At 40.0% G+C, this 20,613-nt stretch carries 22 protein-coding genes and 2 pseudogenes; 10 read left to right on the forward strand and 14 right to left on the reverse strand.

Annotation, left to right across the window (positions count from 1 at the left end; all coding sequences use genetic code 11):
* Nucleotides 1-19: 19 nt before the first annotated feature.
* The 7 genes and pseudogenes from truB to ODU37_RS00610 all read right to left on the reverse strand — a co-directional run bounded on the left by truB (nucleotide 20) and on the right by ODU37_RS00610 (nucleotide 6,739).
* Entirely contained in the window at nucleotides 20-895 is an 876-nt protein-coding gene (gene truB / locus ODU37_RS00580) for a tRNA pseudouridine(55) synthase TruB (RefSeq protein ID WP_169050559.1), read from the reverse strand.
* 116 nt (nucleotides 896-1,011) lie between these two features.
* Nucleotides 1,012-1,596 carry a hypothetical protein gene (locus ODU37_RS00585; RefSeq protein ID WP_105158956.1) on the reverse strand — a complete coding sequence of 195 codons (585 nt, stop codon included), beginning with the start codon at nucleotides 1,594-1,596 and terminating at the stop codon, nucleotides 1,012-1,014.
* A gap of 40 nt (nucleotides 1,597-1,636) precedes the next feature.
* A pseudogene (locus tag ODU37_RS00590) lies at nucleotides 1,637-1,960 on the reverse strand (PAS domain-containing protein); the annotation flags it as partial.
* 10 nt (nucleotides 1,961-1,970) lie between these two features.
* A complete protein-coding gene (locus tag ODU37_RS00595; protein WP_105158957.1) occupies nucleotides 1,971-4,703 on the reverse strand; it encodes an AAA domain-containing protein in 2,733 nt (910 codons plus the stop codon).
* A 24-nt stretch (nucleotides 4,704-4,727) separates the two neighbouring features.
* On the reverse strand, nucleotides 4,728-5,987 hold the full coding sequence (locus ODU37_RS00600; RefSeq protein WP_172033356.1) for a DUF2130 domain-containing protein: 1,260 nt from the start codon (nucleotides 5,985-5,987) through the stop codon (nucleotides 4,728-4,730).
* Nucleotides 5,988-5,993: 6 nt separating this feature from the next.
* A complete protein-coding gene (locus ODU37_RS00605; RefSeq protein ID WP_201343648.1) occupies nucleotides 5,994-6,251 on the reverse strand; it encodes a hypothetical protein in 258 nt (85 codons plus the stop codon).
* Nucleotides 6,252-6,268: 17 nt separating this feature from the next.
* The gene (locus ODU37_RS00610) at nucleotides 6,269-6,739 is read right to left on the reverse strand and encodes an ATPase (protein ID WP_024400708.1); all 471 of its coding nucleotides are present in this window, start codon (nucleotides 6,737-6,739) and stop codon (nucleotides 6,269-6,271) included.
* A gap of 347 nt (nucleotides 6,740-7,086) precedes the next feature.
* On the opposite strand from ODU37_RS00610, the gene ODU37_RS00615 reads away from it, so the two are divergent.
* From ODU37_RS00615 to ODU37_RS00625, 3 genes are all read left to right on the forward strand, one after another.
* Entirely contained in the window at nucleotides 7,087-7,902 is an 816-nt protein-coding gene (locus ODU37_RS00615; RefSeq protein ID WP_044671162.1) for a Cof-type HAD-IIB family hydrolase, read from the forward strand.
* Between the two features lie 9 nt (nucleotides 7,903-7,911).
* Entirely contained in the window at nucleotides 7,912-9,132 is a 1,221-nt protein-coding gene (gene pepT / locus ODU37_RS00620) for a peptidase T (RefSeq protein ID WP_172027000.1), read from the forward strand.
* A gap of 126 nt (nucleotides 9,133-9,258) precedes the next feature.
* Nucleotides 9,259-9,657, forward strand: coding sequence for a DUF5684 domain-containing protein (locus ODU37_RS00625; protein WP_249562115.1), 399 nt, complete (start codon nucleotides 9,259-9,261; stop codon nucleotides 9,655-9,657).
* Between the two features lie 35 nt (nucleotides 9,658-9,692).
* Here ODU37_RS00625 and ODU37_RS00630 read toward each other — a convergent pair whose 3' ends face one another.
* The gene (locus tag ODU37_RS00630) at nucleotides 9,693-10,598 is read right to left on the reverse strand and encodes an AEC family transporter (protein WP_249562116.1); all 906 of its coding nucleotides are present in this window, start codon (nucleotides 10,596-10,598) and stop codon (nucleotides 9,693-9,695) included.
* 346 nt (nucleotides 10,599-10,944) lie between these two features.
* Between ODU37_RS00630 and ODU37_RS00635 the strand changes: the two genes are divergently transcribed.
* Genes ODU37_RS00635 through ODU37_RS00650 form a run of 4 tightly spaced genes read left to right on the forward strand, consistent with a single transcriptional unit; the run spans nucleotide 10,945 to nucleotide 13,802 of the window.
* A complete protein-coding gene (locus tag ODU37_RS00635) occupies nucleotides 10,945-11,262 on the forward strand; it encodes a PadR family transcriptional regulator (protein WP_105120989.1) in 318 nt (105 codons plus the stop codon).
* A complete protein-coding gene (locus ODU37_RS00640; RefSeq protein WP_249562117.1) occupies nucleotides 11,259-12,371 on the forward strand; it encodes a DUF4097 family beta strand repeat-containing protein in 1,113 nt (370 codons plus the stop codon). The genes ODU37_RS00635 and ODU37_RS00640 overlap by 4 nt, the downstream gene beginning before the upstream one ends.
* A gap of 11 nt (nucleotides 12,372-12,382) precedes the next feature.
* Nucleotides 12,383-12,961, forward strand: a complete 579-nt coding sequence (locus ODU37_RS00645) for a DUF1700 domain-containing protein (RefSeq protein WP_249562118.1) — start codon at nucleotides 12,383-12,385, stop codon at nucleotides 12,959-12,961.
* Complete coding sequence (locus tag ODU37_RS00650; RefSeq protein WP_249562119.1) at nucleotides 12,948-13,802, forward strand: DUF4097 family beta strand repeat-containing protein; 855 nt, start codon at nucleotides 12,948-12,950, stop codon at nucleotides 13,800-13,802. The genes ODU37_RS00645 and ODU37_RS00650 overlap by 14 nt, the downstream gene beginning before the upstream one ends.
* A 35-nt stretch (nucleotides 13,803-13,837) precedes the next feature.
* Here ODU37_RS00650 and ODU37_RS00655 read toward each other — a convergent pair whose 3' ends face one another.
* Both ODU37_RS00655 and ODU37_RS00660 read right to left on the reverse strand, forming a co-directional pair.
* On the reverse strand, nucleotides 13,838-14,197 hold the full coding sequence (locus ODU37_RS00655) for a DUF1304 domain-containing protein (protein WP_014637833.1): 360 nt from the start codon (nucleotides 14,195-14,197) through the stop codon (nucleotides 13,838-13,840).
* A 19-nt stretch (nucleotides 14,198-14,216) separates the two neighbouring features.
* On the reverse strand, nucleotides 14,217-14,642 hold the full coding sequence (locus ODU37_RS00660; protein ID WP_249562120.1) for a MarR family winged helix-turn-helix transcriptional regulator: 426 nt from the start codon (nucleotides 14,640-14,642) through the stop codon (nucleotides 14,217-14,219).
* Nucleotides 14,643-14,805: 163 nt separating this feature from the next.
* Between ODU37_RS00660 and ODU37_RS00665 the strand changes: the two genes are divergently transcribed.
* From ODU37_RS00665 to ODU37_RS00675, 3 genes and pseudogenes are all read left to right on the forward strand, one after another.
* On the forward strand, nucleotides 14,806-15,564 hold the full coding sequence (locus ODU37_RS00665; protein WP_249562121.1) for a threonine/serine exporter family protein: 759 nt from the start codon (nucleotides 14,806-14,808) through the stop codon (nucleotides 15,562-15,564).
* Between the two features lie 3 nt (nucleotides 15,565-15,567).
* A pseudogene (locus ODU37_RS00670) lies at nucleotides 15,568-16,020 on the forward strand (threonine/serine exporter family protein).
* 56 nt (nucleotides 16,021-16,076) lie between these two features.
* Complete coding sequence (locus tag ODU37_RS00675; protein ID WP_249562122.1) at nucleotides 16,077-17,315, forward strand: cation diffusion facilitator family transporter; 1,239 nt, start codon at nucleotides 16,077-16,079, stop codon at nucleotides 17,313-17,315.
* A gap of 282 nt (nucleotides 17,316-17,597) precedes the next feature.
* Here ODU37_RS00675 and ODU37_RS00680 read toward each other — a convergent pair whose 3' ends face one another.
* From ODU37_RS00680 to folP, 4 genes are read right to left on the reverse strand one after another with little or no spacing between them, the layout of a single operon-like run.
* Nucleotides 17,598-18,908, reverse strand: a complete 1,311-nt coding sequence (locus ODU37_RS00680; RefSeq protein WP_249562123.1) for a GntP family permease — start codon at nucleotides 18,906-18,908, stop codon at nucleotides 17,598-17,600.
* Between the two features lie 50 nt (nucleotides 18,909-18,958).
* Nucleotides 18,959-19,447, reverse strand: a complete 489-nt coding sequence (folK, locus tag ODU37_RS00685) for a 2-amino-4-hydroxy-6-hydroxymethyldihydropteridine diphosphokinase (protein WP_249562124.1) — start codon at nucleotides 19,445-19,447, stop codon at nucleotides 18,959-18,961.
* Nucleotides 19,444-19,806 (reverse strand): dihydroneopterin aldolase, encoded by a 363-nt coding sequence (folB, locus tag ODU37_RS00690; RefSeq protein ID WP_105106228.1) that lies wholly within the window; start codon nucleotides 19,804-19,806, stop codon nucleotides 19,444-19,446. The genes folK and folB overlap by 4 nt, the downstream gene beginning before the upstream one ends.
* A complete protein-coding gene (folP, locus tag ODU37_RS00695; protein WP_249562125.1) occupies nucleotides 19,799-20,611 on the reverse strand; it encodes a dihydropteroate synthase in 813 nt (270 codons plus the stop codon). Before folP ends, folB begins: the two co-directional genes overlap by 8 nt.
* Nucleotides 20,612-20,613 lie beyond the last annotated feature (2 nt).

Here is a 20,613-nt window from a genome sequence, read left to right on the forward strand (position 1 = left end):
ACAGTTATCGAGAAATTTCTTAGACCAAAACCTTGCTCGGTTTATACAGCTGGTCGCGTTTTTCAAAAATAGCAATCAACTGACCATCATGAAAGCCTGCTAAGCGCTCTGCTTCTGCATTCAATTCTACAAATCGACCAAATGTAGCATCTTGCACCTGCTCTTCTTTCAATTCTACAACAGGTAAATCCCCGATACCACGTTCAATAGGTTGAAGAAATGAAAAATCATTTTCAGCTACCCGCGAAGAAATTTCTTCCAAAGTTAAGGCGTCCGCTAGGTCCATTCCTGCTGAACCAGTTCGTTCCAACTTAGACATGTGACTGGCGTAGCCTAACTTAGCCCCTAAGTCAACAGAAAGAGTACGGACATAGGTGCCCTTTCCACAACGAACTCGGAAGGTAAATCGTGCACAATCATCTGCCAATTCAATAGGACTTGTACGTTCAAAACTATATATGTCAATTTGGCGTTGGGGACGTTCGACTTCTTCACCCGCTCGTGCGTACTCATAGAGCTTGCGGCCATTTACTTTGACGGCGGAATACATAGGCGGAATCTGGGTAATAGTACCGACAAAACTAGCCATAGCCTCATCAACTACCTGCTCTGCTATGTCCAAAACCGGTGTCCGCTCAACAAGGTCGCCAGATGCATCTTCTGTCGTGGTCGAGTAGCCAATGGTAATCTCCCCCTCGTAGATTTTCCCCTCGTCCTGCATAAACTCAATCATACGTGTAGCCTTGCCGACTGCAATTGGCAGAACCCCTGTCACATCTGGATCTAGCGTCCCACCGTGTCCAATCTTCTTCTCCTGCAGAATCTTTCGGAGTTTAAAAACTGCATCATGCGAGGTCATCCCCGCCTCTTTTTTTAAATTAATAATTCCTGAAATCATGTTCTCATTATAACACAAAGGACCGCTCTTGTGGGCGGTCCGGTATCAATCACTCATCGTAAAAAATCAAAATAGTCTGTTTTTTGGTTCTTATCCTCGCTCCTAAGAACACCCTAAAATTGGTTATTTTCATTGGTATACCCTAACATAATTTTAGGATGTCTGGCACCGATAAATTCAAATAAATTTTCTATATTAGGATCTGCAACTCTGGAAGTACCTAAAATTGGTAAGCTCAACAAGGTATGGCGATCATTCAAAACTGTACCGACCATTAAAGTCTGAGAATAAATTGAGGCAAAGCCGCCCCTTAATATATGGAGGTAAAGCCATACAACTTCAGCGAGATGGAAAACCTTAATACCATCTTTGAGGCTAACAATGAGATGCTTATAAACGACTATCCCTATTGCAGAATCATAATAATCTGCCTTGTCAACTAATAATTGCAAATTATTCTGTAATTCTGGGTACCTGTCATACATTTTATTGTACATCTTAATTGTTGTTTCCCTACGATACTTGACATAGAAAAATCCAAGACCAGCTACGATTAAAGGCAGTACAGATAAAATAATATTCAGTCCACCTGCTGTTCCTGCAAACAGTAATAACGACACTCCCATTAACAAACTAAAACTGGCTATTCCAAGCGGAATAACTGTTCCTTGATTCTTTTTTTCTTTCAAATTTTTCATAAAAAATCCTCTATTTTCCTCTATCATCCACTGGGGACCTTTAAATTTCCCGATGAAAATCGCTGTCAATTTCAAAAAATGGTTGGATATTTTGGACGTATTCCAAGACGCCTTGAAACTCTCCCTGGTCATCACGCACGGCCTTATAGACCACATAGACAAACTTGCCCATGCTCTCGGACTTGAACCACATGGTCACCTGGTCTTTTTGCCCTGTGCGGAGCAGTTCAAAAATCTTCTTGACCTTGTCTAAGATTTTGGGCGGATGGCAGAGCTCCACATGACGTCCAATCTGGCTCGGAGTACGTTTGAAAATCATGTCTTCAACAGGGTGGCTGTCATTATAATATTGGAAAATGCCATCATGTTCATTGCTATCTTCCTAGTAATCCATCCAACATTTCAATCAATTTTTCTTTTTCCTGACTCTCATTTGTTTTAAACCTGATTAGGGGGATGTTGCATTTTTTCAAAATGTTATCCTTCATAATATCACGTTCAAACTGCTTAGAATTACCTTTGTGGAATGCATATCCATCTACTTCTACAGCTAGTACAGGTGCTTTGGTTAGTCTATTGATTATCAAAAAATCAAGGTGCGTATTTCCATGCCTTGCATACTTCGCTTCCGCTTCTGTTAGTCGAGTAAAATCCTTCACAAGATTATGCAGTTTATAGTCATGTATAACATCTAGACTATTATATTTTTCATCGCTCATAAATACTTCCTTAATCCGATGATACATTAAATTCTCAGAATCATATCGCGATATCCGTTTTCGTTTTCTAAAATATTCCTCCTTTTCTTGCTCATACTGTTTGTATAGGTAATCGAAGATGGAATATACAGGGCTCTCTCTTACTTCAAAATTATTATATTGTATATATCCCAATAAATCACTAATATTTTTATCTAACGATTGCTCATTCCCAGTCATGACAAGAAATAATTTATTTTTAGCTCTTGATATCGCTACATTTAGTAAGTACGGATCATCCGTAAAACGTGTTATGCTGTTATCAACCGTGGAGATGATTATCGTATCTTTTTCTTTTCCCTGAAACTTATGGACTGTATCGCTTTCCAAATCATCAAGTTGCTCTTGCAACTTCTCTTTCTGCTTTCGATAAGGCGTGACAACTCCTGTCCGCTCCCGATAGATTTCATAATTTGGAATAACATCTTTCAGAATTATATCAATCTCTCTCTGACTATAGTGATCACGAGCGTGATTTCCCTTAGGTGTTCTAATAGCCTGAAGAACATCTTTTTCCCCATTATCACCTGTCATAATCACTAAGTCACCATTATAAAACTTTTGATTGCAGAAATTGATAATTTTGGGATGACATCTATAATGCTCTCGTAATAGCGTTTCTGGAATATTCGGAATCACTTTTAGTACCGATTGAAGAAAACTGTTTGTGTATTCATAACCACTATGAACACCGTATTTATGGAAAAGCTGAGCACTACTTTCTTTGACATCTTTTGTGACAATATGCGGTAGCTGTTTACTATCTCCAACAACTACAACATTTTTAGCACAGGATAATGCTAGTGCCCCAGTTGTAATATCCACTTGTGAGGCTTCATCTATGATTAAATAATCATAGGTAATATTCTTTCCTAAACTTGTTGTTGATGAAAATGTTGTACTAAGAACAATGGGATATTCTAGAAGAACTCGTCTCGATTGTTTCCGTAAATCTTCCTTTGTAAACTGTACTCTTTTTCTTCCATTCCCATACTTACTAACTAGAAAATTTTTGAAAATCTTTAATGAATCACTGGTCAAATTGTTTAAAACTTCCGTACCATTTAAGTGAACCAATTCTTCTTGAAGAGTTTCTAATTTATTCCTTATTTCTGTTTGTTTATGCTGATAAAATAGGTTCTGAAATTGTATTGTCAAATCAGATAATTCTTGTTTATAAAGTTCCCAGTTTTTAACACCATATAATAAAAAGTTTTTTATCTTAAAAATTAAACCTAACCTTCTATTCTTTTTATAGAATTCCTCAAATTCATTCCAAAGCTTAAATAACTTCTTAGAAGAATAAAGTTTTAATTCTATAGGCGATATATCTATGTGCTCAAAAAAATCTTTGAAATGGCGAAATTCCGTTTCTAATTCTGAAAGTTCTTGTCTCAGATTAGCCACTTCTTCCTGAATTTCAAAAATACGAGGAAGCCTACGAATCTTTTTATTTAATTCCTTATCAAGGCTTTCCATACCATTATCTTTTAATCTCCAAGAAGAAAAATCAGGGTACATACTATACTGATTGAGAATAAAATTATTTTTATTTTTTTCACTTCCAAGATAAGCCACGGGAAAGTCAAGACCATAGTTCTTCAGTTTTTCGTAAATATTATCAATGGCTGCATTATTATTAGAAACAATTAGAACCGTCTTATTCTGTATCACTATATTAGCTATAATATTCAGAATCGTTTGTGTCTTACCAGTTCCAGGAGGTCCTTGAATGACACTAAATTGATTTATTAAGGCATTTTTTGTTGCTTTATATTGACTATTATTGCAACCAAAAGGAAAAATCAGTTCCCCATGAAACAGCAAGTTATTCTTCTTACTGGGACTTAGATAGCTCGCTAAAGCAACTGTTTTGTCTACATAATCCAATTCCTCATACCTTTTTAACAAGAGCAATTGATCGGTCTCAGAGTTTCTCAGAGGATTCAGCTTGGATAGTTCCGTCAAATAACTAAAAACATGACGACTATTCGAATGTGTCAACTCATTTTGCCGTATTTCTAGGTCTCTCCCCATATATAATTTTCCAGTGCCATTTTTGTAGCGGATGATATAAGCCCGTGAGTGCGTTCCATTGAATTCAACAATTGACTCAATATTATTTAATAAAACCCCATCTTGCCTTCTATAAACTCCTATCTCTGAAGGATTCAACTGTTTGGAAAACTTCAACACCTCAACTCTCTGCATATTGTAGCGATAAGGTTGGACATTATTTTTAAAATAAATCTCAAAGTAGAGTTTCCCTTTGTAACGAATCAATTGAAGCGATTCGATATTTTCTGACTTGTCCTCTCCATCAATCAAAATTATTTTTCTATCTTTCACCGATTTCCACTCTCACTTTCAATCTTAATCTTCCTCCTCCCTCAACGCCTCAAACTTGGCTTTCATGGTTGGGTTATTGCGGGTTAGTTTTTTGACGGAGACATCGTCTAGTTTATTATTAGCTAGGCGAAGCTGGTTTTCGCTGGTGGTCAGGGCTGCCTTGACAGCTTCCATTCGCTTGATTGCCTTGTCGATTTCATCAATAGCCTTTTGGAAATTGTTGCTGGCCGATTGATAGTTTTTTGCAAAAGCATTCTTGAAAATTTCCAAATCTTCTTCAAAATGAGTAATATCGATATTCTGCTCCTTAACCAAGGCTAACTCCTGCTTGTATTGCAGACTATTAAGCGCAGCATTTCGTAAAATTCCGATTAATTGGATAAAGAACTGTGGTCGGATAACATACATCTTCTCATATTCATGACTAACATCCACAATCCCTGTATTGTAATAGTCATTGTCCGCCTCTAGCATGCTAACTAATACAGCATATTCGCATTTTTTCTCCCGACGGTCCTTATCCAACTCCTTAAAGAAATCAGCATTTTTATGCTTGGTCTTGGTCGTATCTGCCTCGTTTTTCATTTCGAACATGATGGAAATAAATTCCAAGCCCGACTCGTCAAAATCACGGAAGATGAAGTCTCCTTTTGAACCGGAAGCTGATACTTCGTTGTCCTTCGCAAATTTGGCACGTGGAAAAGCATAGGAGCGAACCTTGTTAAACTCCGCCTCAGCAAATTGCTCCAAGCTCTCACCAATTGCCTTAGTAGACTGCTGGGCCTTAAAGTTCTTGTAAAATTCCACCTGCTCATCCGCCGCCTTGAGCCGTACTTCGTACTCCTGACGAGTGGTCGCCAACGCCAACTCCTGCTTCTGCTCCTGCAAAACCAAAGCATTTTGTGCCGCATCCCGCTCTTTTTCCACCTGAGCTACCGCCTGCTGCAACTCCAAATCCTTGGCAAGACCGATCTGCCCCAACTGAGCCTTAAGCTCTTGGATTTCTTGGTCTTTTTGGGAAATAGCAGAGCTGATTTCCAGTTCCGTCTGACTAGCAAATTTATCAAGTTTTGCGGTCAGTTCCAGAATCTCCTTATCCTTATCACTCAATCTAGCCTGCAAATCATTTTCAGCCTTCTGGCTTAATAATTCTCGTTCCCGCTCCAATCGTTCATGGATTTCCTTGTCAAACTCCGCACCACGCACCTGGGCTAAAAGCTGACTATATTCTGTTTCATTGACCTGAAAGGCCGTCCCACAATGGGGGCAAGTAATTTGATGCATATGCTCTCACTTTCTTCTTTTAAAATAAGATATTAATTTATGTAAAACCGTAGCTACTCCCAATGCCAATAAAAAATAAAAGAAACGAACCGCATTTCTAGCATCTGGAAGTGATAGAGCCCAAAGGACAAAAATCGTTATAGCAGTCGGCCATCTCCAGTCCCAGGTCATCTTCCGTTTGATAAACCATTCCATCCAATCTTCATTAGAATCAAATCGTGTTTCATAATATTCTTCTTTCAGTTGTTCCCACCACTTTTTCATAACAGCCTCCTTTCAGATCACAGACCTTCTAATTTAAGCTCCAGAAAAGTCTTCCACTTTTCCTGCAAGGGTTGATATACAGGTGGCTCCTGACCTTCTAAGACTTTTTTGATACATTCATTTTGCACCAACCATCCTGTCATGTCTTTTTGAGCATTCGCAAATTCATTACCAAAATCTTCTGGAATTCGTTCTTCAAAAGTAATCAAGGTCTGATTTTCTAGCTGAGACAGTGTAAATGAAACTGTTGCTGAATCCCACCTGTAGGCAATTTTCTCATTTTTTCGGTATTCCAGTAAATCCATAACTTCACGGAATCCTTCCATTTCAAATATCAACTTGTCACCTTCAACCCTCAACTGTGGAAACCAGCGAGCAAAACCACTATCTGTCGCCAACAAATCCCAGGACTCCGCCAAACTAGCCGACACAGAATAGCAAATGCTGAGCAGGTAGTGCCCCGCCTCTTTCTTCACACTAATCTTCATATCATGCTCCTATTCTATCCTTCTATTAATTATACCAAAAAACACCGGTCTATAACCGATATTTCCATTGTCTCTATTCTTTAAGCATAATCAAGCATGAGTGCTATTCGCTCCATTAGACACACTGTTTATCTGGCTCATACTCCATGTTTTGTATCCCCTAGCAATGTTAGACTTTCCTGCCACATAATGAACATTGTCATTTTTGAAACACTTCTATTTTTTACACTTTCATTTCATCTATCCGCCACCCAATTTATTTTACAATATAGAACAGAGTTTAGTATTTCAATCATTCCTTTCTCATTTTATGCTATACTAGATGTATTGAAAACAAGGAGGTTTATATGGTTAAACTAATCGCTCTTGATATGGACGGAACCCTTTTAAACGAGAAAAAAGAGCTGATGCAGCCACAGATTGATGCCATTCATCAGGCTGTTGAAGCGGGCGTCAAGATTGTTCTTTGTACCGGTCGGCCCTTGGCTGGTGTTAAACCTTTCGTAGAGCAGCTCGGCTTTGACACCGAGGAAGAATTTATCATTGTCAATAACGGCTGTTCAACGCATTCGACAAAGGATTGGAGCCTGATTGACTGGGAAGAACTATCTATCTCTGATATTGATTATCTTTCCACTTTTATTGAAAATGATGATGTGCAAATCTCTCTTTTTGATGAAGAAGACTACTTCGTTCTTGCAGAAAAAGCCAATGCACGCGTTAATTTAGACGCAGGTTTAGTAGGAATGACTCCTCAACCAATTGATTTAAAAGAAGCCAAGTCAGGTCAGCATCGCTTCTTTGAAGCCATGTTCGTCGGTGAAAAAGAGCATATTGATGCCTTTGAAAATCAACACAATCCTGTACTCAGCCGAGGCTATTCCACTGTTCGTTCACAGGACTATCTGTTGGAAATTTTACCAAACGGTGCAAGCAAGGCCACTGGTTTGAAAAAACTGGCAGACCGCCTCGGTATCCTTCCAGAAGAAATCATGGCTATGGGAGATGCCAACAACGACCTGGAAATGATTGAATTTGCTGGACTTGGTATTGCCATGGGAAACGCCAACGAGCAGGTCAAGGCTATCGCCCAGGACATCACAGACACCAATGAAAACAACGGCGTTGCCAAGGCCATTGAAAAACACATTTTGAACAAATAAGGAGATACTATGAAATACCCAACTCTCTTAGACCGCTTTTTAGTCTATGTCAAAGAAAACACTCGCTCAGATGAAAACTCGACCACCACACCTTCTACCCAAAACCAAGTCGAATTTGCACAGAATATCCTTCTGCCTGAAATGAAACGCATCGGCTTACAGAATGTCCACTACCTGCCAAACGGCTTTGCTGTGGGAACGCTGCCTGCCAACGACCCAAGTTTGACCCGTAAGATTGGCTTCATCGCCCACATGGATACGGCTGATTTCAACGCAGAAGGTGTGAATCCGCAAATCATCGAAAACTACGACGGCAACCCAATTGCCTTGGGAACTTCTGACTATGAATTGCATCCAAAAGACTTCCCACAACTTGCCAACTACCACGGTCAAACCCTGATTACCACAGACGGTACTACCTTGCTAGGCTCTGATGATAAGTCAGGAATTGCAGAAATCATGACAGCTATTGAATTCCTAGTCCAAAATCCTGACATCAAGCACTGCGAAATCCGTGTCGGCTTTGGTCCTGACGAAGAAATAGGTGTCGGAGCAGACAAGTTTGATGTGAAAGACTTCGATGTGGACTTTGCCTACACTATGGACGGTGGACCGCTGGGCGAACTCCAGTACGAAACCTTCTCAGCAGCAGGTGCCAAGATTGATTTCCTAGGACGCAATGTCCACCCAGGATCTGCTAAGGACCAGATGATCAATGCCTTCCAAATGGCTATTGATTTCCACAATGCTCTTCCTGAGGCAGACCGCCCTGAGAAAACAGAAGGCTATGAAGGCTTCTTCCACTTGATGAACATGGAAGGCAGTGTTGATACTGCTTCTACCACCTACATCATCCGTGACTTCGAGGAAGCAGATTTCCAAGCCCGCAAGCAACTCATGCTGGACATCGCTGAAAAGATGAATGCCAACTTTGACACTCCACGCGTCATTGTCAACCTGCACGACCAATACTACAACATGAAAAAAATCATCGAGAAAGATATGACTCCAATCAACATTGCTAAGGACGTCATGGAAAATCTAGGCATCAAGCCACTGATTGAGCCTGTTCGCGGAGGAACAGACGGCTCTAAGATTTCCTTCATGGGCATTCCAACACCAAATATCTTCGCAGGTGGCGAAAACATGCACGGTCGCTTCGAGTTCGTCAGCTTAGAAACCATGGAAAAAGCCGTCGATGTCATCCTTGGAATCGTCGCTTACAAATAAAATTTCAAACGGCTTTCAATAGAAAGTCGTTTTTTCTGAAAAAATTTCAAAAAAATGCAATTTTATATTGTGTTATTGAACTAATACTGATATAATAGAACTATAAAAAAGAAACGGAGTTTTATTATGACAGAAGAAACATTAGCACAGGGAATTCTCATTGGCATTTGGGGTACAACACTACTATTTTCATTTATTTGGTATATTCTTGTTGCTATTTCCAACTACATCCTCTTCAAAAAAGCAGGCTACGCTGGTTGGAAATCATTGATTCCAATCTACAATCTCTATATCCAACAATGCATCGCCTTTGGCTATGAAAAAAGATGGTTCATTCTATTCTTACTGATTCCACTAGCAGGACCATTATATGGCATCTATCTCGTTTACAATTTTGGTCGTAGCTTCGGTTTATCAGCTATACAAGCTATCTTCTACGTTCTTCTTACACCTATCTTTAACCTCTACATCGCTTTTAATGATGGAAGTCGTTACCAAGGTCCACAAGAATTTTTTATTGACTAGTATACAATCAAGCCCCCGCACACGCGGAGGCTTTTTTAAACGAATAGAAAAATAAGAAAAACCATCATGACTAGGCTGACCAAAATAGATAAGGAGTTAACATTGGCAGGTTCAGCTGAGCGACTACCTAACTTTAATGCATATATTGGGGACATGACCGAAATCGGAGAGACTAGACAGACCAGCAACATGATTTTCATCGTTTTATCAATAGGTAGAAGAAAATAAATGACTCCTGCTATTAGAATATTCGCACCCAGCCTCAAAGAGAGAAGATAGGCCAATCGACTAATTTCTTTCCAATTCAATTTTAAATCAAGCAAGATTCCCAACATGAGCATGGCTAAAAAAGGATTAGCGTTACTGGCTATCGTCAGCGCAGAGATAAGTTCGCGTGGAAGTTTGATAGAGCAGATTGCTAACGATAGGCTAACTAGATAGACTACTAGTGGAACTGAGCGTGAAAGACTCTTTATAAAAGTTGCAGCGGTCATTCTTTCCTGCTCTTCATCCACACCAGCTGCGATACTGTAATTCCCACCTAGAACCATGATTGCATTCCCCGCATCAAATACGATGACGCTTAGTAGACTAGAGAGCGGAAAAAAAGCTTGCACAAATGGGAGTGTAAAGGTTCCGATATTATAGCCTGATAACTGCATAAGACCGATGGAAGTCTGTTGACCAGACTTCTTTGCCTCCCAGTATCCCACCATATCCAAAAAAAGATTACAAAGAATCCCTAATATGAAGGGAACGTATAAATCTATAGATACTTGGGCTGTCGCTGAAGCTACAAGGAGAGAAGCTGGTAGCGTAATATTCATCACTAAGCTAGAAAAGATTGTCGCATCCTCCCTTCGAACAATCCCTTTAACTTTTAATGTATAACCTAAACCGATAACAAAGATAAAACCAAGAGCACGAGCTATTATAGTCATTTAGTTTGCTTTTAGTACAAGGCAACGAGCTGCAGGCTGTACTGAAGTACGGCAAAGCGAGTTAACGAAGTAATCAAAGATAAACTAGTGACTATAATTCAAGTTCATTCATGAAACTAGTACAGCACATAGAAAAGAATTTTGATGATATATAAAAATTTTATATAATCGCTTGATTTTGCTAAACAATAGGTATATAATTTATATATAAAATAATTATACATAGTCTTTCAGTTTGCTTTTAATACGAGGCAACTAGCTGTAGGCTGTACTAGCATACGGCAAAGCAAGTTGACGAAGTAGTAAAAGATAAACTGGATGGCTATAAAGATAAAGAGGTGAGTTTATGTACTACCCCGTATCCTCTATCTTGATAGAGTTTCTGGTCTTAGCCATCGTGGAAAAGCAGGATTCCTACGGCTACGAAATCAGTCAGACCATCAAGATAGTTGCTGATATAAAGGAATCCACGCTCTACCCTATCTTGAAAAAACTGGAAAAGGCTGGCTATGTCACCACCTACACCCAAGAATTTCAAGGGAGAAAGCGGAAATACTATACCATCACACTTGCTGGACGTGAGCATATACCCTTCCTGCAGGGTGAATGGAATAGCTACAAAGACCATATTGACGGAATCATAGAAGGGAGCCTAAGAAAATGACACGCGCAGAATATCTGAACCAACTAGAACAAGCACTAACTCAACTCCATCCAAGTGCCAGACAGGAAGCTTTAGACTACTTCAATGAATATTTTGACGAAAAGGATAACGACGAGGAAGCTATTATAGAGCTAGGAACACCTGATGAAGCTGCAAAAGAAATCATTGCCAATCTACCTGAAGATGCCCTAATCGCCCAGGTAGACCAAGGCACTTCACAATCAACTAAAGCATTTGATTTCGATTTTGACTTTGATTTTCAATTTGACTGGGATAGTTTTTTCAAACATTTCAAACATTCAGCTTTTCAAGCGAAGGAAAGGATTGAATTGACGGCAAAGATTGAAGAATTACCTGATTTTGCAAGTTTACAGATTATTCTCGAAGATCAGGCACTTAGCGTGCAAAGCTATGAAGGTGACAAGGTAGTATTGCACAATCCATTTTCTGAAGAAATGTCCTATCAGGCTTTTGACTATCACCTAGTCCAAGATAGTTTGTACCTATCTAGCAAGCCACTCCCAGACCACCCCTACTTTTCCAACCAGCAAACCAGCTCTGCTATTCTCAAAATCCCTAAAAAACTACTGCCCCTTACCAATCTCAATCTGAAAACGACAGATAGTAGTCTGACGATGGCGGCTGTGCAGGCGAGCGAACAGCTAGTCATCAATGCAGATGATAGCAGCATCAGCATGACGAAAGTGAGCTGTCCAAGCTCTGCTCTACAGTTAGAAGACTCTACACTAACTATCTCAGATGGACAGCTGAGCGAGTTAAAATTGGAAGCCAGCGATGCTGTTATCACTCTCTCAAGCATGAGCCTTTCAGATGCAAGGATAACATTAGAAGACTGTGTCTGGAAGTTGAAGGAATTTGTCCTAGAAAAGAGCCTTAACTGCCAGGCTGAAGATTCTGTCCTAACCTTTAAACCAAATACGGACATCAGTTTGGACATCTGGGAGGAAGATTCTAGCCTTAAACTTCCAAAAGATAAGGCGTTTACAATGATGAAAGAGGGGGACATCACTCATCTCAGCTACAAGCAAGAAAATAGCCCTGATCAGCTAGCTATTCATTGTCAAGACTGCCAACTTACTGTAGGATAAAGGAGGTTTCTATGAATCGCAAGGAATATTTACAGAAACTTGAAAAACATCTCAAACACTTGCCAAAAGAAGATTTTCAAGATACCTTGGACTATTTCAATGAATTTTTCGATGAGAAAGAAAACGACGAAGAAGCTATTCAAGAATTAGGCAGTCCAAAAGAAGCCGCCCGTGAAATTCTAGCGACCCTCTATGAAAAAGAGCGGACGGAAGATAAGCCAAATACAAGCAATATGGTCTGGTTGACCATCCTCGCTATCCTTGCCGCACCAATCGGCGTCCCCCTAGCAATCACTTTGGTCGCCCTCTTCATCACCCTTCTCCTAATCATCTTTAGCCTCTTTCTGCTCCTTATCTCACTCTGGATTGTCCTCCTCAGCCTCGCAATCACCCAGATGCTCCTCGCCTTCGACCTCTTCACACTCTCATGGTCCTCCTCTCTCCTCTTCACAGGCCTCGCCTTTATCTGTTTGGCACTCACCCTCTTGGGTAGTAAATTCACTCTAGACCTTGGAAGCAAAACCTTCTTGCTTGTTTTACATTGGATGCAAAGAAAAATCCGCAAAGGAGGCTACTATGAAACAGCTTAAACCATTTACGAAAATCAGTCTGAGCCTGCTAGGTCTTGGAGCCATTCTAAGCCTCATTGGCTACCTGGCTGGCGGTTGGACAAATATGAAAACTGTTGTAGAAAACTATTTTCAGCCCCAAACGGCAAGCTTTACGGATATTCGTTCTATAGAGGTCAATGAAAAACTGTCCATTATGCCCTCGCCTGACAACCAATTCCACCTCCACTACTATCGAAATCAGCATAAAGACATCGACCTCCTCAGTCACCAAGTCCAAGATGGAAAATTAACCATTTCTAGTGCCTATCAAGGCATCGTTACTTATGATGGTTTACTCGAACCTATCTTAAATCTTGTCAATGACCAGAATGTTGCCTACTACCAACCTGTCTTACAGGTCCCTAAAAATAGCACAATCGAAACACTCTCAGGCAACCTTCAAGGAGACCTTTATCTGGATAAAGTAACTATTCAAAATCTTGAACTCACTGCAGAAGATGGGGATATGTTGATTGAAAACAGTCAACTCAGCTTTGCTCATTTGTCACACCTCAATGGAGAAGTAGCAATCAATCATTCCACATTAATAAGTCCGAAAGACATTTCCGATACTGTTGGCAGTAGCTTAACGATTGAGGATGGGGATTTTAAAGCTGAAAACCTAAAACTAGAAGGAAGACATAGCATCAGTAATTACGATGGTTCAATCGACATTTTTCTTCATTCCAAAACAAAAACTGACATCCATATAGATGCCAGTCAAAATAATCTGCGAATTGAGCTTCCAAACTATATTAATCCCAAAGCTACAAATTACCTCGATATCTCTACACTAGATGGGGAACTGAACATTCGGTAATTGCAAAAAGCCCTCCTCACGGAAGGCTTTTTAACCTATTTAAACAACAAAATAGAAATTAATGCCAAGATAGCTGGTCCACCTTGGGTCAAGATAATTTTTGGACTTGCTGTAATAGCACCATAAGCTGCTGCAGCAATAACATATAGAACAAAAATGCTTGTAATTTCTAGATTACCAGTAAAAATACCGTAGAACAAGAAAACCGCCAACAAGCCATTATAAATTCCTTGATTCTTGAACAAGGCAGTCACAGACTTACGTTGTAATTCTTCCTTCTCCATATTGAATACACGACTAGTAGAGTCTGAATGGGTCGCAAAGGTTTCCAAATACATGATATATAGGTGCTCAATAGCTACGATACTAGCTAGAATAGTGGTAAAAATAGACATAATGTCTCCTCTCAAAAAATTATATAGGTAGATTTTGCAAGCCAATCAACAGTTTATCAAGAGTGGCTAAGAATTGCTCTCTCTCCTCAACAGTTAGAATCTGATTCATCGAAGTTTTGATAGCTTGGTGGTGGGCAGAAGGACTCGTGATTAGCGCTTCTCTAGCCTGCTCAGTTGGCCAGACAAGTACTTCTCTCTGATTGTCAGGATTTCGCTTGCGAATGATATAGCCGCTCTCCTCCAACAATTTGAGATGACGCGTAACCGCTGCGCGGTCTATCTGAAGCCGCTCCTGCAAAGCCAACTGATGCAGGGGTGCATCTTTTAGTAATGTTTGCAATATTGAATAGCGTGTCAAACTGATTCCCAACTGCTTTTCAAAAAGATTGGAAATCATCTCATCTGCCACTTTCAATCTGTATAACAAATCTTCCATTTCTTGCATTATCTACCTCTTTTTGATTGATCGATCAATCATTGATAAGTCAATTATACTACAATCCGAACATTTTTCAACTATTTTGCCTATCTATTAAAAAAATATGTTGCCTACACCTATATTTTGTTATAATTAAGAAAATAACTAGCAGAGGGATGGGACTTACTTTATGGAAAACACTCCTAGACTAAACTTGGTCATAGACGTGCTCATGCTCGCTGGTGCCATTTTGGCACAAAGCGGTGCAGAAATTCACCGAGTTGAAGATACCATGATTCGGATTGCACATTCACAAGGAATTGAACAGGCCAATGTCCTTGCCATCCCTGCTGCTATCTTTTTCTCCATCGACCATACGAATATTTCGCGTATGAAACGCATCGTAAATTCAAATTACGATATGCAGAAAGTTTGTGACGTCAACCAAATCTCCCGTTCCCTAGCCAATGAAGAAATCAGCCTAGAAGAAGCTTGGAGCCAATTAAATGCAATCAAACAACAAAAGCCACCTTATAACAATATCCAAATAACCTTAGCTGCCGTAGTAGCCGCACCTTTTTTTACCATCATGTTCGGAGGTTCTCTTTTAGATGCAGCAGGTGCTGTCTTCGCAACAGCTTTAGCTTTCCCTATCTCACTAATTGTCGAGCGCTATATTGGAATTGATTTTGTCACCACCTTCGTTGGCGCCTTTGTCTTCTCACTCACCTCTTATTTATTAAGCGCAACCACTACTCTCCCCATTAATCCTAACCTGATTAATGCGGGGGCAGTCATGCCTTTTGTACCAGGGATTGCTTTTACAAATGCTGTAAGAGACCTCATGACCAATCATATCAATACAGGGATGACCAAATTTTTCCAAACTGCGCTTATTATCTTATCGCTCGGTGCAGGTACAACTGTGGCCTTTATGCTTGTGAGGTAATCTATGACACCAGTTCACTTCTTATTACAGGCACTCGCCTCTTATATCGCTATCGCAGCCTTCTTAATTGTTCTCAATGTTCAAAGAAAAATGCTGGTCCCTGGTTGACTCCTAGGCATGCTTGTTTGGCTTATTTATCTTTTACTATTGGAACCAACAAATGTCTTGATTGCTACCTTTTTCGCGGCAATTATCGGATCCTGTGTCAGTCAAATCATGAGTATTTGGTTAAAAACACCCTCCGTCATCTTTTCATTGGCTATACTTGCACCACTTGTTCCAGGCTATCGAGCCTACATGACCACGACTTATTTCGTTTCTGGGGACCACGCTCAAGCCCTAACCAATATCACTACCGTCTTAACTTTAGCCTTAGTCATTCCCATCGGTATGGCCAGCGGAACAATATTATTACGCCTTTATAAGGTTCTTCGAACCGGCAAAAAAACAGCCTAACCCCTTGAAAATAAGGGGCCTTTTTGTTAAAATGAAAACTTATCAAAGGAGATGCTATGAACCAAAACGTAACCAATCTAAAACTTGCTGAACGTGGTGCCTTGCTATCTATCGGTGCCTATATTGTCTTATCAGGTATCAAACTCGTTGCAGGACAGCTCTTTTATTCAGATGCCTTACGAGCAGATGCCTTCAATAATATTTCTGATATTATCGGTAATATCGCTGTACTTGTTGGACTAAAAATGGCACAGAAACCAGCTGATACCGATCATAAATTTGGACACTGGAAAATGGAAGACTTGGCAAGCTTGATTACATCCTTCATCATGTTTGTCGTTGGTTTCCAAGTACTCTATGATACCCTCCAAAAACTAATCAGCAATTCTTCTATCGAAGTAGACATTATGGGGGCCATTGTCGGAATTTTTTCCGCACTAGTTATGTTAGCTGTTTATTTATATAATAACCGCTTGGCAAAAAAAGTACGTTCCAAGGCCTTAGAAGCAGCTGCCAAGGATAATCTATCCGATGCAGTCACTTCCATAGGAACTTCTATCGCAATCTTTGCTGCGGCTTTCAACTTCCCTATTGTCGATAAAATTGCAGCCATCATCATTACCTTCTTTATCCTAAAAACAGCCTACGATATTTTTCTGGAAAGCTTCTTTACCCTATCTGATGGATTTGATGAAAACTTATTGAAAAAGTACGAGGAAGATATTCTCAAACTCCCAAAAATCGTTTCTGTCAAATCACAACGTGGTCGGACTTATGGAGCCAATATCTACCTTGATGTTGTTTTAGAAATGAATCCAGACTTATCCGTTTATGAAAGTCATGAAGTGACTGAGCAGGTTGAGCAACTCCTAACACTCAAACATGGAGTTTTTGATGTGGATATTCACGTAGAACCATCTGAAATTCCACACGATGAGATGTATGAGCATGTGTACGACAAACTCTTCCGTTTTGAAACAGAGATACAAGCACATGCTAATGGGTATGAAGAATTGATTGACGACCAGTATCTCTTAATTGATGCCAAAGGCCACTACCGAAATAAAACTCAGATACTTGCCGACCACCCCATCCAAACGACGTATTTATCAAATTACCAAATGACATCTATTAGCCATAAATCAAAATTAGTTACGTTTGAAATTGGCGAATATGTTCATACGTCACTTTGGCGCCGTCATGAAAATTGGACTGTTATTTTCCATCAAATTTCAAAGAAACAAGCCTCTCAGATCGAAGTTACTGAAAAAATCTCTGATTTGCATAATCCATAATTAAAAATAGGAATTTTCCCTGGATTATAGGGAGAATTCCTATTTTTTAACCTTCCCTTTGAGCTATTATCAGTCTTTTATACTCAATTTGTAGTTATTTAGTTTTTGTTTAGTATATGATAAAAGCTAAATAACTATAGAAGATTAGAGCTTACTGTTTTGGGATTTCATTGATTATTATATTATAAAGAAAAAGCCTCTACCCGAATAAATATTTGAGTAGAGGTTTTAACTGAATGATATTGCCCATTGGCAGGGATTTTATTTGTTTGTTAATCAATCCTAATATAGCAAAGGCGCCAACAGTAAAATCACAAGTAAGGCTAACAAATGCCCAACTGTCACTAGGATAAATGAATACTTGAGTCCACGTTTCATACTTAATTTTGAAAGATTGTGGAAGGTAATCATCACGCCAGACTGAGGCACAACTGTCAAGATAGCTGATGCAACAACTACTACACGATGCAGCAACTCTGGATTAATCCCCATTTCTAAATAGGCAGGAAGGAAATTACTTGAAGCAATACCTACTGCACCAGAAGATGAACCGATAATGCCACTAATCAATGCTGTCGAAACAGATAAACTGATTAGCGGTGATCCTGGTATTTGTTGAATCCATTCTTGAATGACTGCAAAACCTGCTGACAAGGTTAACACCGTCCCAAATGCTACGGTACTAGAAGTTGCAAAAGCAGGCACTATAGATGCTGTTGTCGCAGCATTCAAAATTTCTTTTTGATTTGGCAGATATGGATAAAAAATCAAGGCTGATAGAAGGATAGAGACCAACAATCCGATTGCCAGGACATTCGGAGTTTTACTCATTAGGAAAATCGTCCCAATAAGACTGAATAGAGGCAAGACTGATAAAAATAGATTTGGTGTCTTATCAGCTCCCACTACTGCAGTTTCATCCTCTTCTTCCGTATACGTCTCTCCATTTGCTAGACTTTTCTTGAGGCAGTAGGCCATGTAGAGCAAGCCAAATACTAATAGCGTCAAGCTGGCTGCCAAACTGATAACGGGTGCCGCGGTCAAGCTAGTTCCCAAAACTTTTGTCGGAATGACATTCTGGATGGAAGGTGCCCCAGGAAGAGTTGTCATCGTATAGGTACCTGCTCCCAAAAAGACAGGAATCGGAAAAAGTGCCCAGTTGATATTCAACTCTTTAAAGAGGGGGCGTGAAAGGGGAAGCAAGGTAAAAATGACTACAAAAATACTCACACCACCATAGGTCAGAATAGAAGCAATCAAAGTGATGGCTAACAAGCCCTTATAGGGACTATCTTTTCCCATTACTTTCAAAATGCTATTGGCAATCGTCTGCGTAGCTCCACTTGCCTCCATATAACGTGCCAAGATAGACCCCAACATAAAGATGGCAAAATTATTAATCAAAAAACCTGCTAAGCCCGCCATATAAGACTGCTCTTTGCCCAACATAACTTCCAAAACATTCATCTGATTGGTCAGAATGATGATTAAACTAGCTAGTGGTGCAGCAATGATAACATGTAAATTTTTTGATGTCCAATAAATAATGGCTACAATAGCCAATAAAACTCCTAAAGTTGCTAAAATTGTCATAAAACTCCTTTATCTATTCTATCCTCTAATAAACCTAGTATCAGAGGCAACTATTTGAAAATTTTTATATCTTTTTGTTCCCCTAGTTCTGCAAGCAAGTCCGATACCACTTTTTTCAAAATTGGGTGACGGTAATCAGAAGCAATCTCAGCAAGAGGTTTGAGAACAAATGCTCTTTCATGGGCGTAGGGATGGGGAACAATCAGATTCTCTTCTTGAATCTTCTCCTCATCCCAAAAAATAATATCCAAATCAATGGTCCGTTGTCCCCATTTTTCAATCCGTACTCTGTCCAACTCTTGTTCGATGTTCTGGCAAACGCTTAGAAAATCCTGAGCAGACAAATCAGTATACACTTGACAGGCTAGATTGAGGAAATCAGCCTGGTCGGTCTTGCCCCAAGCTGGAGTTTCATAAATGTTGGAAACTAAGCCAAGCTGGCAACCTGGATGACTGGCTAATTTGTCTAGGGCTGCCTGTAAATAGGCTTGCCGATCACCCATGTTTCCTCCGATACTGAGATAGGCTAGATGCTTCATGGTCGTTCACGCTCCAATTCAATTCCGACAGAATCATAGTGTCCAGCAATGGGCGGATTTTCCTTGTAAATGGCCAAGCGAATCTTCTCCACCTTTGGAAATTGTTCAAAAATCTCCTGACAAATAACACCTGCTACCTTTTCTATAAGGATGTAGGGCTTGCCTTCCACAACTGCTTTAATGGTTTCAAAGACCATACCATAGTGAACTGTGTCTTCTAAATTGTCAGTTTGTGAAGCTGCTGTCAGGTCAACAAACAAATCACAGTCAACTGTGAAAATTTGACCAAGAACCTGTTCTTCTTTGAAAGCTCCATGGTAACCGTAGAAACGGCATTTATTAAGGGAAATCTTATCCATGTTGACCTCCAGAAGTCAATTGGTCCCAAACTTTAACGATATCACGGTTAGCAGCGACATTGTGGACACGGACCATTTTACAGCCTTTTTGGACTGCCCAGGCAGACAGGGCTGCCGTTGCTTGATCGCGGTCAGTCGGCAGGCTATTACCTCCAAGCAAATAATCCACCACGCGCTTACGGGAAATTCCAAAAAGAACAGGATACCCAAGACCAGTAATCTGTTCCAAACCTTGTAAGAGATCTAGGTTATGTTGGACATTCTTTGAAAAGCCAAAACCTGGATCCAGCCAAATCTGATCTGCAGCTATACCTGCATCCAAAGCAGCCTGAGCCCGCTCTGTTAGAAAGTTTCTGACCTCTCCAACAACATCCACATAGCTTTCGTCTTTCTGGTTGTGCATGAGAATGATTGGTACCTTGTACTCCGCAGCCAGGGCTAACATATCTCCATCATAAAGTCCTGCCCAGACATCATTTAATATATCTGCGCCTGCTTCCAAGGCTGCACGTGCAGTTCCTGTCTTATAGGTATCGACGCTGACTAGACAGTCATAGTTTTCTTTGATAGCACGGATAATCGGAACCACGCGAGCAATCTCGTCTTCTTCCGACACAAAGCTTGCACCTAGACGAGTGGACTCACCACCAACATCAATGACGGTAGCACCGTCTGCTAATAATTTTTCAACCTGAACCAGGGCTGCTTCTACTTCATTATAGTTACCACCATCAGAAAAGGAATCTGGGGTCACATTGAGAATCCCCATGATGGTTACTTGATTCGCTAACTGTTCGATTGACATAG

Origin of the sequence: Streptococcus sp. 2021WUSS109 (assembly GCF_044427305.1) — a bacterium.
Classification (GTDB): domain Bacteria; phylum Bacillota; class Bacilli; order Lactobacillales; family Streptococcaceae; genus Streptococcus; species Streptococcus suis.